A 15,103-nucleotide genomic window follows, 5' to 3' on the forward strand; every position below is an offset into this window, starting at 1 on the left:
GTCCAGTGCTCAGGACAATTACAAACAGGCGCCTTTGGGGATTTGGTCGTAGGCGAGCATGTCCTGGGCGAGTTTGCCTATTTGGGCGGCGGCGTGTTGGCGGGCTCGATGTTGCAGGACGAGGCGGTGAGTTTCGGCTTGGAGACTTTCCACGCCTTCGGCATAGCTGCGAAGTGCGCCGGTCTCGGTCACGACGCGCTCGTTCGCGAAATCCCGCAGTTGATTCAAGGCGGAATGGAGTTGCTGGATGCGCCCGAGGGTGGCGTCGGCGGAGGTTTCCGCGCAGCCGCCGTAATAGCCGAGAAAATTTCCATCGGCGTCGTGATGGGGAACGCCGCGATCAAGGATCCAGCGGTAATCGCCGCTATGGTGGCGCAGACGGTAACTCATCGCGAAGGAAAGGCGTTTTTCGAAGGAGCCGATATAATGCTGAATGCAGCGTTCGAGATCCTCGGGATGCACGCCTTCGGCCCAGCCATTGCCGAATTCCTGTTGGAGGGTGCGGCCGCGGAAATCCAGCCACGCGCGATTAAAATGAAAGCAGCCCATGTCCTTTCCGGCGAGCCAGATCATGATGGGCGCGCCGTCGGCAAGGTGCTGGAAATATTCCAAGTCCGGGTTCACTTTGTTCAAGCATAGGGCGGGAGCGGGCAATGGCAAGGATTGTTGGCCCGTTTTCCTGGGCGGCTTTTGCGGGGTCACAAATTAATTTGGAGGAATGGCATTTGACGAGTTTAGGTAGGAGCAGGTGGTCATTACCCTCTCTTAGACTTATTACCTCTTTTCCGCCATTTTGCGCCGGGGCCACGGCCAATGCATGTCCCAGTGGTGTCGAACCTTTAACAAGTGTTTGCGAAAGGAGTCGAGGCGATGCGCGTCACGTGCCCGCGATTTTCCTGAGAGATGAGGAAAAAGTAAAATTGGAAAAAGAGCGGAGACCAAGCCCGGCACCATTTTTTTACAGAAACAGTCAGGCAAGAATGTAGCGTCCACTCTTTTTTGACCCGACTCGTTTTACCAATCCGGCTTGAATGAGCGGTTGCAACAAATCCAGCGCTCCCTGCTTGGAAATATCCATTGCAGCCCATAACTCGCGCGGGGTCAGGCTTTTTTTGTCGCGAAGCAGTTGCAGTAATTGTTCCTGCTTCGGGCGCAGCACTAATTTCTTTTTTGTGGATTGCGCAGACAGGTTTTGCACCCTCAGCCAGACTCGCTCCAAGGTCTTTAGCAACCCCCCGGCGGAATATTCCAGCCAACCGGTCAAATCTTCGCCGGCCCTGGGCACGGCATCGAGCGCCTGGTAATAACTCGGGCGGTCTTCCCAATAAAATTCGTCCACCGAGAAAATATGATGGGTATCGAAGCCGCGCCGATACAATTCCCACAAGGCCAGGGCTCGTCCGGAACGTCCGTTGCCGTCGGCAAAAGGATGGATGGCTTCAAAACGATAATGAAGAATGGCGGAACTGAGGACTGGCGATATTTTGAGAGATTCATGGTTCCACCAGGAGAGCAATTCAAACATCAGCCCGGAAACATCTTGTGCGGGGGGCGGCATATATCGGCCAACTCGCACTTGAATCGTGCGGTAGCGCCCGGCAGTGCCTTGATCCATTACTTTTTCCGCCAGAATCCGGTGAAGGGTAAAAATATCCTCATGAGTGATAGCAGGAATGTTTGCCTTCGTTTCAATGAAGCGCAGTCCCGCAAAATAGTTAGTGACCTCGCGTTTGGCGCGCTGGGCCACGGCAGGGATTTCACGGCCCTCCTCGACGGCCCGCACTTGTTCCAAGGTCAGCGGATTGCCTTCAATGGCGGTTGACGAATGGGTGTTGCGGGTGCGGGTATCCTTCTGCAAAGCCGGAATCCAAGGCACCTGCACAGTCGCAGCCTGAATGCGCTCGCGCAGGGCGGCGATTTGCTCGACCTGGGCGAGCAAAGACGGCGTTACGGTGTATTGCGGCTCGTAACTCATGCCGGACAAGAATATTGATAAGTCAAGTATAAGTCCAGTTTTTAGTCAAGTGGCCAAGCCGTGTCTATGCTTGCGGTGTTCACAACCGCGCAACATGTTATGTCACTGATGCTGGCGAAAATGACTTGTAAAAACTGAGAGCGGGAAGAAAATCGCAAAGCAGCACGCACTCGTCGCGGCAAATAATGCCGGGGAGAAATCATAGTTTTATCCCACAAAAAAAGAAATCAAATGTCCAACCAAACCTGGTTAACGCACTGCGTCAAACAAATCAGGGGAGTGAACCCTTTTGACGGGGATTGCCTGCCGTCGCGAGTTTCGCTGTTTGGCTTTGGGCGGCCGACGCTGCCATTTCCACATCTGTGGAATTACAAAATTCCGATTAAGATTTTCGAGACGTTTTATTGGGATTCGGAACAAGAAGAAGGTTCTGGGAAACATAACCGATATATTTATGTGGCGGGAATGCCACCGGTGTTATTGACGCGGGAACCGGCAGTCATCAAAGCGGTGCTGGCGAACACCGGCGACAAACCCGGGCAATTTGACCGGGATACAAGCCCCACCGCGGGGATTGCCCGCGCCACTGGTGAAGATTCGTTGCTGTATTCAAATGGCTCGATTTGGCGGAGACAGAAGCGGCTGTCCGCCGAGCCGTTCAGCCGTTCCAATCTGTTTCAGCCGGAGAAGTTTCATGGCTTCGAGCAAACCTTCCGCGAGACGGTAGCCAAAAGACTTGAGGCACTTCGTTCCCGCCAGTTGGCCACAGGCAAGAAAATAGTCCGCGTGGAACTCGAGTCCGAAGTCAAAGTCGTGATGCTGGAGATGCTGGTGAACAATTTCTTTGGCGGGCACGTTGCCTATGAGGAATTACGCGATCGCTACGTTCCAGCCATCGGAATGCTCATTGATCACATGGTCAGTGATACGGTCGCGCCGAGGACCCTGGCGCTTTTGAGGATGTTAACCGGCCGCAACGCGATTCTGAAAGAAAAGAGCGGTGATTTTGAAGCCTTGACGGACATCGCGCTTGCGGGACGCGCCGAGGGACGCGGATTGTGGAGCCAGTTTAAGTCTGAGGCTACGAACGACGCACTTCGGAGTAACATCAGAGTATTCCTGGCCGGTGCCATGGAGGCCACGACCTCATTTGCGAGCTGGGCGTTATCACATTTGTCGCGCCGCTCGGATATTCAGGATCAAATATATGACGAAGTAAAAGACATGAGCGTGTACGACCCGGACAATCTGATGCGGGCGGTCACTCTCAACCGCGTTTTGGAAGAGACCTTGCGACTGACTCCCGCACTTTATTTTCTGCCGCGCCGGGCCACGGCGGATATCTGGATCGAGACAGCCGACCACCGAAAAATGTTTATGCCCAAGGGCACGCAACTCCGCCTTGATGTGTGGCACGCAAACCGGCGCGAGGAATTTTGGGGGGAAGCGGTGACGGGTTATCCGGCGGAAATGTTTGAACCGAAACGCTGGGACGTTCTCGCACAAAAGGGAATTACCTCCAAGGACATGCTGCATTTCGGATTCGGGCACGGACCGCGTTTTTGCCCGGGAAGATACCTTGGTTTGTTGGAGGTTGGGTTGGTTTTGGGAGCGGCGGTTAAAATTTTCAAGTTCACGGCGGTCAATAAAAAAGCGGAAGCGAAGGCAGGCGTGTCAACCAAGCCAGCCGACGGAGCATTGGTGGATTTGGAACTTAGAGCATGAAGGCGGCTTTGAGAAAATCCGCTCGGAGTTCGATCAAATCTTCACCGTCTTGCTGGCGTGCGGGTAACTAACAATTCACGCTGCACTCACAACGCGATGAACCGGCCAACAAAGCTCACGGCAGCCGTCACTACGGGCGGGTTATCGGTGTTATTTGTGATCGTCTATGGCAGTTGCAACTGGGTTACGGCTCATCGCAACGACGTAGGAACCTGGTATTATTCGTGGGAACATCTCATTCCGTTTGTGCCAGTGATGATCGTGCCTTATATGTCCATCAACTTGTTCTTTGTGTCCGCCCCGTTCTTATGCCGGAGCCGCGAAGAATTGCGCACGTTCGCGCTTCGCGTCGCGTTTGCGATCCTGATCGCCGGGGTTTGCTTTCTCTCGATGCCGTTGAAATTGGGTACGCCGGTTCCCCCGACTTCCGGTTGGACGGGTGTCATTTTCGATTTTCTTCATCGCTTCGACCAGCCTTACAACTTGGCTCCTTCCTTGCACATCACCTTCCGAACCATTCTGGCTAATCTATTTGCGCGCCATACGAAAGGCGTTCTGCGAATAGCCAGCCACATCTGGTTCTTCCTGATTGGTCTTTCAACGGTGATGACCTATCAGCATCATATTGTGGACGTGGCCGCTGGTTTTATTTTGGCAGCCGTATGTTTTTATCTCTTCCGCGAGACCAATTCTGCTTGCCGGAAACCGGGAATGACTGAATCGGTGAAAAGTTAAAACTCTCTTACAAACTTTTTCACTAACATTTGTTGAATTCTTCCACATCCGTCATATAGTGCGCTCGTTTGAACCATTCGCATCAACATGAGTAGCTCGACCGCGCCGTAGCTATGCCGTAGCAGAAGCTGGCGTAGTATTTAACGATTGCGGAGAGGGATACGTGAGCCATGGGTTGAGGGAAACAAAATGCGCGAGAAATGTAAAATGGGAAAAGAGTTTTGGGCTTTGGAGGGGGTGAATCTTGACGAGGGATAAAGATGTGGCCGGCGAGGGCGCGTGCGCTCCCCGGGAAAATAGGAACAACCGAGCGAGGACGCCGTAAGTCAAGGGTAAGTCCAGTTTTTAGTCCAGTGCTCAGGACGATTACAAACAGGCGCCTTTGGGGATATGGTCGTAGGCGAGCATGTCCTGGGCGAGTTTGCCTATTTGGGCGGCGGCGTGTTGGCGGGCGCGATGTTCGAGGACGAGGCGGTGGGTTTCGGCTTGGAGGCTTTCGACGCCTTCGGCATAGCTGCGAAGTGCGCCGGTCTCGGTCACGACGCGCTCGTTCGCGAAATCCCGGAGTTGATTCAAGGCGGAATGGAGTTGCTGGATGCGCCCGAGGGTGGCGTCGGCGGAGGTTTCCGCACAGCCGCCGTAATAGCCGAGAAAATTTCCATCGGCGTCGTGATGGGGAACGCCGCGATCGAGGATCCAGCGGTAATCGCCGCTATGATGGCGCAGACGGTAACTCATGGCGAAGGAAAGGCGTTTTTCAAAGGAGCCGATATAATGCTGAATGCAGCGTTCGAGGTCTTCGGGATGCACGCCTTCGGCCCAGCCATTGCCGAATTCCTGTTGCAGAGTGCGGCCGCGGAAATCCAGCCACGCGCGATTAAAATGAAAGCAGCCCATGTCCTTTCCGGCGAGCCAGATCATGATGGGCGCGCCGTCGGCAAGGTGCTGGAAATATTCCAAGTCCGGGTTCACTTTATCCGAGCATAGGGCGGGAGCGGGCAATGGCAAGGATGTTGTAACAAAATATAATTGACTTACCTTTTATAAAAAGTAAGCTATAAACATGAAAGTAGAAACCAAGCCCGATTCCGTTTACTTTTCCGTCAAAGGCCAGATCGTCATCCCCCGGCACCTCCGCAAAGAATTTGAGATAGAAGCAGGCACCCAGGCCCACGTTCAGGCCACCCCCGAAGGCATCCTCATCCAACCCGTCACCCACAAATTCATCAGCAGCCTCCGCGGCAAATACAAACACCTCCCCGTCATGGAAACCCTCAAACAAATCAAACAAGAAGAAAAAGCCCATTGACCTATGGCCAAAGTCCTCGATTCATGGGCCCTCATGGCCTTCTTCAAAGGCGAACCGGCCGCCGCCGCCGTCGAGACCCACATCAAAAAAGCCACCGGCGATAAATCGCGCCTCTATCTATCTGTCATCAACTGGGGCGAAATTTACTACGCCATGTGGCGCGCCGGTGGAAAAGCCGCTGCCGACGCCATCGCCGAAGACCTCTCCCGGCTACCCTTAGAAATTATAGAAGCCGACCTTGCCCTGACCAAACAAGCCGCCCAATTCAAAGCCACCCGCAAAATGTCCTACGCCGATTGCTTCGCCGCCGCCCTCGCCAAACAAAAAAACTGCGAACTCCTCACCGGCGACCCCGAATTCAAAGAAGTAGAAAAAGAAATCAAGATCCACTGGTTAAAATGATCCCTCCCGTTCCCTGGTAAGGCCGAACTGCCGCTCCGCCCGTCCCTCCGCAACCCTTTAGATTATTGGGCGACATCCCTACGGTGGGCGCGATCCTGGTCGTTTCCTGCACCACGCCCAGACTATCGCCATTACCGGCAGGAGCTACCGACTTAAAAACCACGCCGCCCTTGCTGGGAAAGTGGATAAGAACAAGAAGACCAAAGCCAAGCCCCACAAACTTTCGACCGCAGAACCGGCGAACTGAATGGCTCGCTTTCCGATTCTGCTCGATTTATTTTGCTGCCGACCGATTATGGAAGACTTGCTTTTCGTCGCGAAACCGTCCATATTAAGTTGCAGGTTAACTTATTCCGAGGATCTCACTATGGCTAGTTACTTGATTATGCTCACAGCAATTCTGGCGCTGGTGGGAGTGGTGCTGGCAGCCGTCATCCCACGTCGTATGCAGATGGCGCGACGGGCGCAAGCGCTCCTGGCACAGATGCCGCAGCATGAATCGAAGACGGTTTACTTGGCCTTCGCTTCCGGGTGGGATCGTGGCAAGGAGAAAGAAATGGACGCAAAAATTACTGAAGAGGAAAAGAGCGGATGGACATTTCTGAAAGCCAGGGAAGCGAACCCTCTCAAAACGATCCGCACATGGGGCGGCGGTGTTAACCTTGACTTCATACGAAAATCCTGAGGGCGCCATCAGCTAACAATCTTGTCTGAACGTAGTTGCCGCGCTTTTAGTTTGCCCGCGTCAAGAAAACTAATATGGATTGAGCACCTCAAGGTGGCCGGTTTTGATTCCACCCCGGCTCGCTGGTTTTGAATTGACCGGTGACACCCTTGGGTCACCCATAAAAAATTCCCCCACCATAAAGAGCGAAGCGAGTCGCGCCCCAAAGCGCGCTACCGCCTCAACCCCCACCCACTCCTTGCAGCTTCCCCCCGTGACCGTCCGTAAGGACAGCCGCCTCGGAGGGGCCATCGACCCGACACGTTTATAACCCCAAACCCCGAATAAAAATCTATGCGCGAGCGCGACTCACCCCGTGAGTCGCATCATTCCCCCTGCTATCGCCCCTCAGAGACTTTTGCTCCTCTCACGAAATGCTATACTCCATCCGTGCGCGACCGCCTCACCAAAACCCGACGCTCATGGAACCCAAACCGCATCCTCCCATTAGGCAGAGTCCGTTTTTGGGGTTGAGACGATTCTTTTTGTCTTCTGACCACGGGATTATATGGCTGGCCGTAAGCAAAGGTCGGACGGTTAGGCCGGTGACGCAGCAGCGGAAGTTGTAGGCGGATAGAATTCGGTCGCGGAAAAATTTCTGGTTTACGCGAAGGCGGACGATGGCTTCGCGTTCGACGCCTTCGCGGGGAATATCGTCTCGGCTTAAATCGGCAACCTCCTCGATGGGTTTTCCGAGTCGTTGCGCGAGTAGTTCTTCGCTTTCAAATGCCAGAGCTTCAGGGTGCGCGGCGAATTCTTGCCAGACTTCTTCTTCGCCTTTGGCACCGTGTTTCATTCCGCCGACGCCGCGTGATTGTAACGCGGGATCAAGCCGGGCGAAATTTGTGAGTTTCAAGGCAATCGAACTGGAAGTACGGCCAAGGAGTCGCGCAAGTTCAATGACTTGCGGATTACCCGTGTGAATGGTGCCGAAGGGGATTTTACAATAGAGGTTAAAGGCGAGGATGTGTTCCTCGCGCGTCCACGGTTGGTTGTGCCTTTGCGTTGATTTTTCTGCACCTCTCTCAGGCATAGCTAAGTTCGGTGGATTAAAGCGGAGTGGAATGGTTTGGGCAAGTTTGGTCTTGCCAAGTCTCCCGTACCTGGCCAGGTGTATATGGCGAGTTATGGCTATCGAAAAAATGTACACGATTTCGCTGGGTGATTTTGATCTTGGGCAGGTGATTGATGGGTTGGAGGTGCGGGCGCGGGCGTGGGAGGACACGGCGGCTTTTTGTCGGTCAGGCGATTCGCCGGAGGGTTTTGTGGCAGAGGAATGTGATGACGCCGAGGAGGCGGAGTGGATCGCGGCGCATTATCGGGTGATTATTTCGCGGATTTTGGAGCAGAGGGAGGCGCAGTCGTGAATGGGGGAAATGCCAATCGGGTGGCGAAGGGGTTTTGTATTTTTATTGATTCGGTTTGTGAAGGTCGAGTTCCGGTGTGGCGGGATGGTGCCGGGGCGTTTGTGGTTTTTAAATCGAAGTTGGAGGCGCAACGGGAGATCGCGGATGATTTGAGGTTGCGGCTGGGTGAGTTTTTGGCTGGGCAGCGGGATTTTGAGGATGCGATTTGGGTGGAGGATTATGTGTTGGAGGTTTCGGTGGGGTCGGATGGTTCGATTGTGGATGGGGATGGGAATGTGTTTAAGTGCGTTGCGGAATAGGATGAATAGGTAAACGCCCTTCACGACCGCGCCTTTGACCGCCATCTGATGTGGATTGACAACGATTTCACCGTAAGATTTTCCCGCAAACTCCACAATGTTAATGACGAATCAAAAGAGACCGTCAGTTGGCTGACAAAATTTGAAGGTACGAAACTTTTACTTACAGAAAGATTCTCACCCGATCTTGCGTTCTTAGGAATTCACATGAGCAAATGCGAAAAACAATAACAGCCAAAGCTTGGCCTTTCCGATGCTCTAATCGGTTACATTTGAACGAGTATGAACGATATTGAAATGTGGCCTATACGAGTCAATTCCTATTTCTTGCACAAGCGTTAGAAGTGTATCACGCCCGATGCGGCCATTTTGAAGCAATAGACATGTCGGAACAAGATCACGAACATCGCGTATCGAACGAATTTTAAAGCGTAATTCGTCCATAGTGTGGGAGGACATCGAAAAGGCTAAATTTCATTCTTAGTAATAATAATGGAACTCTCATCCAACAACCGCACCAAACCCCTTTACCCCACCCTCGCCATCCTCCTCGCCGTTCTGGCCAGCGTCGCCGCCATCGAATTCGCCATGGGCCGGCTCCCTCTTGGTCCCGACCACAAATTCGGCCTTTGGGAAAGCGACATCTGGAGCAGCGAAAACTCCCAACGCTTTGCCGATCCCTACTCCTTCAGCCACATCGTCCACGGCATCCTCCTCTACGCCATCCTCCACCAACTCACCGGCCGCTTAAAAAAATCCCCCTGGTGGCAAGCCCGCAAAGACCACCCTCACCCTGAAGACGATTCCCGTCCAAAGGACCTCCCGGCCCTCCGCGACTCCGCGGTAAAAATTCCGCATTCCGCACTGAGATTCCTGATAAACGCCCCTTCCTCATCGCCCTCGCCATCGAGGCCACCTGGGAACTCCTCGAAAACTCCCCTCTCATCATCAACCGCTACCGCTCCGTCACCATCTCCCTTGGCTACGCCGGCGACAGCATCCTCAACTCCTGCAGCGATATTCTTATGATGTGCCTGGGCTATTTGTTCGCGGCGCGAGTTCCGGTTTGGGTGAGTGTGGTGGCGGTTCTGGCGATGGAGGTCGGTTGTCTGTTTTGGGTGCGGGATAATCTGACGTTGAATGTCATTATGCTGATTTATCCGATTGAAGCGATTAAGCATTGGCAATCCGCGGGTCATCCGATGACGTAGGGGTTTGGATGTTATGGAGAGGGATAAAGATGTGGCCGGCGAGGGCGCCAGCCACTGCACGCGAGGGCGCGTGCGCTCCCCGGGAATAAATAGCGCTTCGTTCCCAGGCAAAAATGGTGTTCAAAAACCGCGTTTTTCTCCCACGGAAAACTTGAAACTGAAAACTTGAAACTTCCTGACAAACTTTTTCACTAACATTTGTTGAATTCTTCCACATCCGTCATATAGTGCGCTCGTTTGAACCATTCGCATCAACATGAGTAGCCCGACTGACGCTGACCAGCCCTGGGATATCCAGGCCGCGCGCAACACGTACAATATCCATCGCTGGGGTGTAAAATATTTTGATATCAATGACGCGGGCCGGGTGGTGGCGACGCCGCAGCAGGAGGCGGGGGCGGCGGTGGATATCACGGATGTGATCGAGGAGGCGAAGGCGCGCGGGTTGAAGTTTCCGTTGCTGATCCGGTTTCAGGATATTTTGCGGAATCGGGTGGAGTCCATCAATCTGGCGTTTCGCAATTCGATCGCGGAGTTTAATTATCAGGGGCTGTATCGGGGGGTGTTTCCGATCAAGGTGAATCAGCTTCGCGAGGTGGTGGAGGAGATTTTGGATGCGGGGAAGCCGTTTAATTTCGGGTTGGAGGTGGGGAGCAAGCCGGAGTTGTTCGCGGGGCTGGCGTTGCAGAATTCGATGGGGAGTTTGATCATTTGCAATGGTTATAAGGATGCGGGTTTTATCAAGATGGCGATGTTGGGGCTGAAGTTGGGGAAGAAGGTGATCATGGTGGTGGAGAAGTTGGAGGAGTTGCGGCATATCATCACGTTGTCGAAGCAGATCGGGGTGGAGCCGTTGATCGGGATTCGGGCGCGGTTGATGAGCAAGGGGGCGGGGAAGTGGGCGGAGAGCGGGGGTGAGAATGCGAAGTTTGGGTTGTGCACGGCGGAGCTTTTGGCGGCGACGGAGTTGTTGAAGGCGGAGAATTTGGGGCATTGTTTCAAGTTGCTGCATTTTCACATCGGATCGCAGGTGCCGGATATTTTGACGGTGAAGAAGGCGGTGCAGGAGTCGGCCCGATTTTACGCGAAGTTGTATAAGATGGGTTTTGCGATTGAATATATGGATGTGGGGGGCGGGTTGGGGGTGGATTATGACGGGAGCCGGTCGGCGTTCGATAGTTCGACGAATTATACGCTTCAGGAGTATACAAACGACATAGTGTATTACATCGCAGATGTTTGCAACGCGGAGAAGGTGCCGCATCCGGGGATCATCAGTGAGAGCGGGCGCGCGATTGTGGCACATCATAGCGTGCTCGTGGCTGAGGTGTTTGGGGCGATCGAGAAAATTCGGGCGGGGTCGCAGTTTCAATATGGCGATGCGGAGCATCCACTGGTGCGGGAGTTGTTGGACATCCGAAAAAATTTCGCGAAGCTGAACAAGCTCGAGGCGTATCACGACGCGTTGGAGCGCAAGGACGATGCGCATCAGATGTTCACGCTGGGGATGATGGATTTGCCGGACAAGGCGAAGATCGAAAATCTTTATTGGGAAATCGGCCTGGCGGTGGCGCAGAGTTTTCACGGCCAGCCTTACATTCCGGATGAGATTCGCAAGCTCGAAGACAGTTTGGCGGATCAATACATGTGCAATTTTTCGGTGTTCCAATCGCTGCTGGATCATTGGGCGCTGGGCCAGTTGTTTCCGATCATGCCGTTGAATAAATTGAACGAGCGGCCAACGCAGGAGACGACGCTGGTGGATATCACTTGCGATTCCGACGGGCAGATCAATAAGTTCATTGACCTGCGCGATGTGCGCGACACGCTGCCGTTGCACAAATTGAACGTCGGCGCGAACGGCCAGATCGAGCCGTATTACGTCGGGTTTTTTTTGATGGGCGCGTATCAGGACATCATGGGCGACTTGCATAATCTTTTCGGCCGCGTGAATGAAGTGCATGTGTTCCTCGATCCCGACGAACCCGCCGGTTATTACGTCGAGGAAATTATCGAAGGCACGACCATCGGTCAGGCGTTGGCGTCGGTGCAATATGACGAGAATGAATTGAAGCGCTTGATGAAAGTACAGATTGATGACGCCATCAAATCCGACCGCATGAAACCTTCCGAAGCGATGCGCCTGCTGGATGATTACGAGCGCGGGTTGAAGGATTATACCTACCTGACCTTTTGATCGCGCCGCCGCCCATCCGCATGCCGGACACCGCTCCCAAGGCTGAATTGCTGCGTTCGCTGGGCAAGCTGGTGCGCGGACTTTCGGCGTTGTTCTGGGGCTTGCCGATTTCGCTGATCGTATGCGTCCAAACCGCGCAGACGCAAATTCTCCACAGCTTGTACGTCCTGCCGCCGATGATCGTTCTCAGCCTGCTTTTTTACGGCTTGTGGCTGCTCGGTCATTTTCAACGGCAGGAACGCATCTGGGTCGCGGCGCTGGATCGCGCGAAAATTCTTTCGCTCGTGAACCTGGGCCTGGGGCCATTTCTTTTTTGGTGGAACCAGCGGCCGGGCGAAGTTTTTTTTGTGGCCATCATCAATGTGCTGGGCGTGACCGGCCTGTTATTTTTGAGCGCGTTAAATGCCGTTCTCTGCCGTCTCACCGCCATGCTGCCTGATGAAAGTTTGCGACAGGAGACGCGGCATTTCACCAGCCTGAACCGTTTTCTTTTGCTCGGTATTCTTTTGATAGACGTTTTGTTTTTCGTGCTTCAACGGTTTTCGCTGCATGTGGACTTGCCGATCAATCTGGACGAAATCTTTGGCCCCGGCGGCGGCTGGCTGGTGATGTTTCTGGGACTGCTCCCGCTGGCAATGACAATGGCTCTGATCTGGAAAATCAAAGAGATTATTTTGGACAGCGTCTTCGGCGCGGATTAAAGACTCCTTGCGGACCGCGGGTCTATGACCCGCAGCAATGCACGAGTAAGATTGCCGCGCAAGACTGATTCGAGAACGGCTTGACCTTATGAACCTTGCTGCGGGTCATAGACCGCGGTCCGTAGGGAAAGACGCGTCGCGCCGATTTTCCGTTTTCATAATTCCATGCTAATGTAAAAAGTTATGTCACTCACGCCTTCAACCATGCTGCCACTCGGCACCGTCGCGCCGGATTTTCAGTTGCCGGATACGAACGGCAAAATCGTCTCGCTGGCCGATTTCAAAAATGCCCCCGCGCTCGTCGTGGTTTTCATGTGCAATCATTGTCCCTATGTGAAATTGATTCGCGAAGGCCTTGCGCAGTTTGCCCGCGATTACGCTTCCAAAGGCGTCGCCCTGATCGGCATCAATTCCAACGACGCCGAAAATTATCCCGCCGACAGTCCCGCGAAAATGAAAGAGGAAGTTGCCGCCTTCGGCTACGTGTTTCCATATCTCTTTGACGAATCGCAAGCCGTCGCCAAGGCTTATCGCGCCGCATGCACGCCCGACTTTTTCCTGTTCGACCACCAACACCACCTCACTTATCGCGGTCAATTCGATGAAGCGCGCCCCGGCAAAAACGCAGCCGTGACCGGCAAAGATTTACGCGCCGCGTTGGATGCCGTGCTCGTGGGCAAGTCCGTGATGGGCGAACAAAAGCCAAGTATGGGTTGCAACATCAAGTGGAAGAAAAACAACGCGCCAGATTATTTTTGAAAAACAATCCGGCGCGCACGACTCACTTTCCCCACCGTAGCCGCGGTCTGCAACCGCCGGACTAACACTCCCAGGCGCAACTATTCAGTCACTGATTTTTTAGGTGCCATGATGGCGATCAACACCGCAACCCACAGCACGAGCAACGCCGTGCCCGCGTGAATGACCCACATCGGCAGCAGTTCGTGAGCCGCGGCCAAACCCATTCCGTTGCGTGAGCCATTGCCGGTGGCTATCCACAAATCCAGCCGCCAGTTGACCATCACCAGCATCACGCCATACATCAACGTCGCCGGCACGAACGAGAGGCGCGAAAATTTTGCGCCGTTTTCCCCGAGCCACGAATTGAGCAGCACCGGCCACGCGACGCAAATCGCGCCAACCGTCATGATGATGCCCACCGCCAGACTGTCGCCGGCATCATAGGCAACGCCCACGAGCCACGCCAAGCCGCCGACCATCATCGCGCTCCACGCCAGCAAGCCTCGCAACCCGGCAAAAAGATTTTTCTGCGAAGCGATTTGCCAGCCGCCACCGCCCGTTCCGGCCGCAGCGCCGTGTTCGCGAAGCAGCCGCATTTGGCGATGGTGATTGAAAAACACCACCTGGCAGGTCAGCAGGAAAAATCCGAACAGCCAAAAGATCCCGGTTTGCACCAGTGCATAAACATGCGGTGTCCAGTGCCAATGCTGGCGTGCGACCCCAGCGATCATTTGCGCGGCGATCACATAAGCCACGGCGAGCCAGATTCCACCGAGCCCGCGTTTCAACATGCTTTTTTGAACCGGATTGGTCGCGTTGCGAATCGCCCAGATGGAACCGAACGCGGAACCAAAAATCCCGATGAACGGCAGCGTGATAAAAGAAAGAATGCCGCCGCTCTTCGCCGCCGTCGCCCCGGCTGCGCCCGTGCTCGCGAGCGTGACAGTCTTGAGTGGTAATGCCGAAAGCACCGCACCCGCGAACGCCTGGCCCGGCGCGCTCTGGCGCAATGCGCCTTCAACAAACGCCGCGACTTCTTCCTGCAATAATTTGCGCCCGCGCGAGAGCCGCTGTTTCACGGCGTCTTCGGTCAGGTCCAAACTTTGCGCGACCGCTTCAATGGATTGATGCTCGCGATAAAACAACACGAGCGGCTCGCGATAAATATCCGGGATGCGTTCAAGCGAACGCCACAGAATCGCCTGTTCTTCGTTCGAAATGGTTTGCTCGGCGGGCAGGCGTTCGGGCGCGGGAGAATCATCGGCGGCTTCGAGCGTCTCCGCGCGATGCACCGGTTCGCGGCCTTGCCGGCGCAAGGCGCTATTGATAAGATTGCGGGCAATGCCGCAAAGCCAGGCGCGCAACTTCGCTGGTTCACGCAATTCGGCAAGCTGCTTCCACGCGGTGAAAAAGGTTTCCTGAGCAAGGTCTTCGCTCTGCGATAAATTGCCCGTGGCACTGTAAGCCAGCGAGCAAATGAGGTTTTGGTAGCGCGACACGATTAGCCCGAAGGCATCGCGATTGCCCGATAAACTTCTGGCAACCAACTCCATGTCGCTACTCGAATTCATAGCAATAGTAATCATAGCTATAATGGAGTGGTGACAAAAGCAGGAAAGGTGACAGGAAATCTTTGGGAAATTTTATGCCTTCGGAGAGGCCTATTTTAGCGCAGAGGCGCAGAGAAAAACCAAAAATTAGCCACAGATGGAACACG

The 15,103-nt window shown here is 54.2% G+C and carries 16 protein-coding genes and 1 pseudogene; 12 read left to right on the plus strand and 5 right to left on the minus strand.

Annotation, left to right across the window (positions count from 1 at the left end):
- Positions 1-18: 18 nt before the first annotated feature.
- Positions 19-624, minus strand: a complete 606-nt coding sequence (locus VH413_10110) for a PAS domain-containing protein (GenBank protein HEX3799043.1) — start codon at positions 622-624, stop codon at positions 19-21.
- Between the two features lie 346 nt (positions 625-970).
- Positions 971-1,975: a Fic family protein gene (locus VH413_10115; protein HEX3799044.1), complete on the minus strand. Its 1,005-nt coding sequence runs from the start codon at positions 1,973-1,975 to the stop codon at positions 971-973.
- A gap of 279 nt (positions 1,976-2,254) precedes the next feature.
- Between VH413_10115 and VH413_10120 the strand changes: the two genes are divergently transcribed.
- Both VH413_10120 and VH413_10125 read left to right on the plus strand, forming a co-directional pair.
- A complete protein-coding gene (locus VH413_10120) occupies positions 2,255-3,700 on the plus strand; it encodes a cytochrome P450 (GenBank protein HEX3799045.1) in 1,446 nt (481 codons plus the stop codon).
- Between the two features lie 96 nt (positions 3,701-3,796).
- A complete protein-coding gene (locus VH413_10125; GenBank protein HEX3799046.1) occupies positions 3,797-4,435 on the plus strand; it encodes a phosphatase PAP2 family protein in 639 nt (212 codons plus the stop codon).
- A 366-nt stretch (positions 4,436-4,801) separates the two neighbouring features.
- On the opposite strand, the gene VH413_10130 is transcribed toward VH413_10125, so the two are convergent.
- The gene (locus VH413_10130; GenBank protein ID HEX3799047.1) at positions 4,802-5,407 is read right to left on the minus strand and encodes a PAS domain-containing protein; all 606 of its coding nucleotides are present in this window, start codon (positions 5,405-5,407) and stop codon (positions 4,802-4,804) included.
- A gap of 91 nt (positions 5,408-5,498) precedes the next feature.
- Here VH413_10130 and VH413_10135 point away from each other — a divergent pair, with 91 nt between their 5' ends.
- From VH413_10135 to VH413_10145, 3 genes are all read left to right on the plus strand, one after another.
- Positions 5,499-5,744 carry an AbrB/MazE/SpoVT family DNA-binding domain-containing protein gene (locus VH413_10135; protein ID HEX3799048.1) on the plus strand — a complete coding sequence of 82 codons (246 nt, stop codon included), beginning with the start codon at positions 5,499-5,501 and terminating at the stop codon, positions 5,742-5,744.
- A 3-nt stretch (positions 5,745-5,747) separates the two neighbouring features.
- Positions 5,748-6,146, plus strand: a complete 399-nt coding sequence (locus VH413_10140) for a type II toxin-antitoxin system VapC family toxin (GenBank protein ID HEX3799049.1) — start codon at positions 5,748-5,750, stop codon at positions 6,144-6,146.
- A gap of 385 nt (positions 6,147-6,531) precedes the next feature.
- On the plus strand, positions 6,532-6,831 hold the full coding sequence (locus VH413_10145) for a hypothetical protein (protein HEX3799050.1): 300 nt from the start codon (positions 6,532-6,534) through the stop codon (positions 6,829-6,831).
- A 442-nt stretch (positions 6,832-7,273) separates the two neighbouring features.
- On the opposite strand, the gene VH413_10150 is transcribed toward VH413_10145, so the two are convergent.
- Positions 7,274-8,020, minus strand: coding sequence for an HNH endonuclease signature motif containing protein (locus VH413_10150; protein HEX3799051.1), 747 nt, complete (start codon positions 8,018-8,020; stop codon positions 7,274-7,276).
- Between VH413_10150 and VH413_10155 the strand changes: the two genes are divergently transcribed.
- The 7 genes and pseudogenes from VH413_10155 (at position 7,998) to VH413_10185 (ending at position 13,404) form a co-directional block, all read left to right on the plus strand.
- Entirely contained in the window at positions 7,998-8,237 is a 240-nt protein-coding gene (locus VH413_10155; protein HEX3799052.1) for a hypothetical protein, read from the plus strand. The genes VH413_10150 and VH413_10155 overlap by 23 nt on opposite strands.
- 101 nt (positions 8,238-8,338) lie before the next feature.
- Positions 8,339-8,536 (plus strand): hypothetical protein, encoded by a 198-nt coding sequence (locus VH413_10160; GenBank protein HEX3799053.1) that lies wholly within the window; start codon positions 8,339-8,341, stop codon positions 8,534-8,536.
- A 588-nt stretch (positions 8,537-9,124) separates the two neighbouring features.
- A pseudogene (locus VH413_10165) lies at positions 9,125-9,274 on the plus strand (DUF2585 family protein).
- A 167-nt stretch (positions 9,275-9,441) separates the two neighbouring features.
- The gene (locus tag VH413_10170) at positions 9,442-9,747 is read left to right on the plus strand and encodes a DUF2585 family protein (GenBank protein HEX3799054.1); all 306 of its coding nucleotides are present in this window, start codon (positions 9,442-9,444) and stop codon (positions 9,745-9,747) included.
- A gap of 256 nt (positions 9,748-10,003) precedes the next feature.
- Complete coding sequence (gene speA, locus VH413_10175) at positions 10,004-11,944, plus strand: biosynthetic arginine decarboxylase (protein HEX3799055.1); 1,941 nt, start codon at positions 10,004-10,006, stop codon at positions 11,942-11,944.
- Positions 11,941-12,645 (plus strand): hypothetical protein, encoded by a 705-nt coding sequence (locus tag VH413_10180; GenBank protein HEX3799056.1) that lies wholly within the window; start codon positions 11,941-11,943, stop codon positions 12,643-12,645. Before speA ends, VH413_10180 begins: the two co-directional genes overlap by 4 nt.
- Before the next feature lie 183 nt (positions 12,646-12,828).
- A complete protein-coding gene (locus VH413_10185; protein HEX3799057.1) occupies positions 12,829-13,404 on the plus strand; it encodes a thioredoxin family protein in 576 nt (191 codons plus the stop codon).
- 80 nt (positions 13,405-13,484) lie between these two features.
- On the opposite strand, the gene VH413_10190 is transcribed toward VH413_10185, so the two are convergent.
- Entirely contained in the window at positions 13,485-14,957 is a 1,473-nt protein-coding gene (locus VH413_10190; protein ID HEX3799058.1) for an RNA polymerase sigma factor, read from the minus strand.
- Positions 14,958-15,103: the final 146 nt, after the last annotated feature.

This window comes from Verrucomicrobiia bacterium (genome assembly GCA_036268055.1).
Lineage (GTDB): Bacteria > Verrucomicrobiota > Verrucomicrobiia > Limisphaerales > Pedosphaeraceae > DATAUW01.

Bases quoted from the DNA above. Each gene is read 5' to 3' on its own strand.
- VH413_10135 (HEX3799048.1), top strand. From the start codon at position 5,499: ATGAAAGTAGAAACCAAGCCCGATTCCGTTTACTTTTCCGTCAAAGGC.
- VH413_10190 (HEX3799058.1), bottom strand. From the start codon at position 14,957: ATGAATTCGAGTAGCGACATGGAGTTGGTTGCCAGAAGTTTATCGGGC.
- VH413_10140 (HEX3799049.1), top strand. From the start codon at position 5,748: ATGGCCAAAGTCCTCGATTCATGGGCCCTCATGGCCTTCTTCAAAGGC.
- VH413_10155 (HEX3799052.1), top strand. From the start codon at position 7,998: ATGGCTATCGAAAAAATGTACACGATTTCGCTGGGTGATTTTGATCTT.
- VH413_10145 (HEX3799050.1), top strand. From the start codon at position 6,532: ATGCTCACAGCAATTCTGGCGCTGGTGGGAGTGGTGCTGGCAGCCGTC.
- speA (HEX3799055.1), top strand. From the start codon at position 10,004: ATGAGTAGCCCGACTGACGCTGACCAGCCCTGGGATATCCAGGCCGCG.
- VH413_10115 (HEX3799044.1), bottom strand. From the start codon at position 1,975: ATGAGTTACGAGCCGCAATACACCGTAACGCCGTCTTTGCTCGCCCAG.
- VH413_10125 (HEX3799046.1), top strand. From the start codon at position 3,797: ATGAACCGGCCAACAAAGCTCACGGCAGCCGTCACTACGGGCGGGTTA.
- VH413_10185 (HEX3799057.1), top strand. From the start codon at position 12,829: ATGTCACTCACGCCTTCAACCATGCTGCCACTCGGCACCGTCGCGCCG.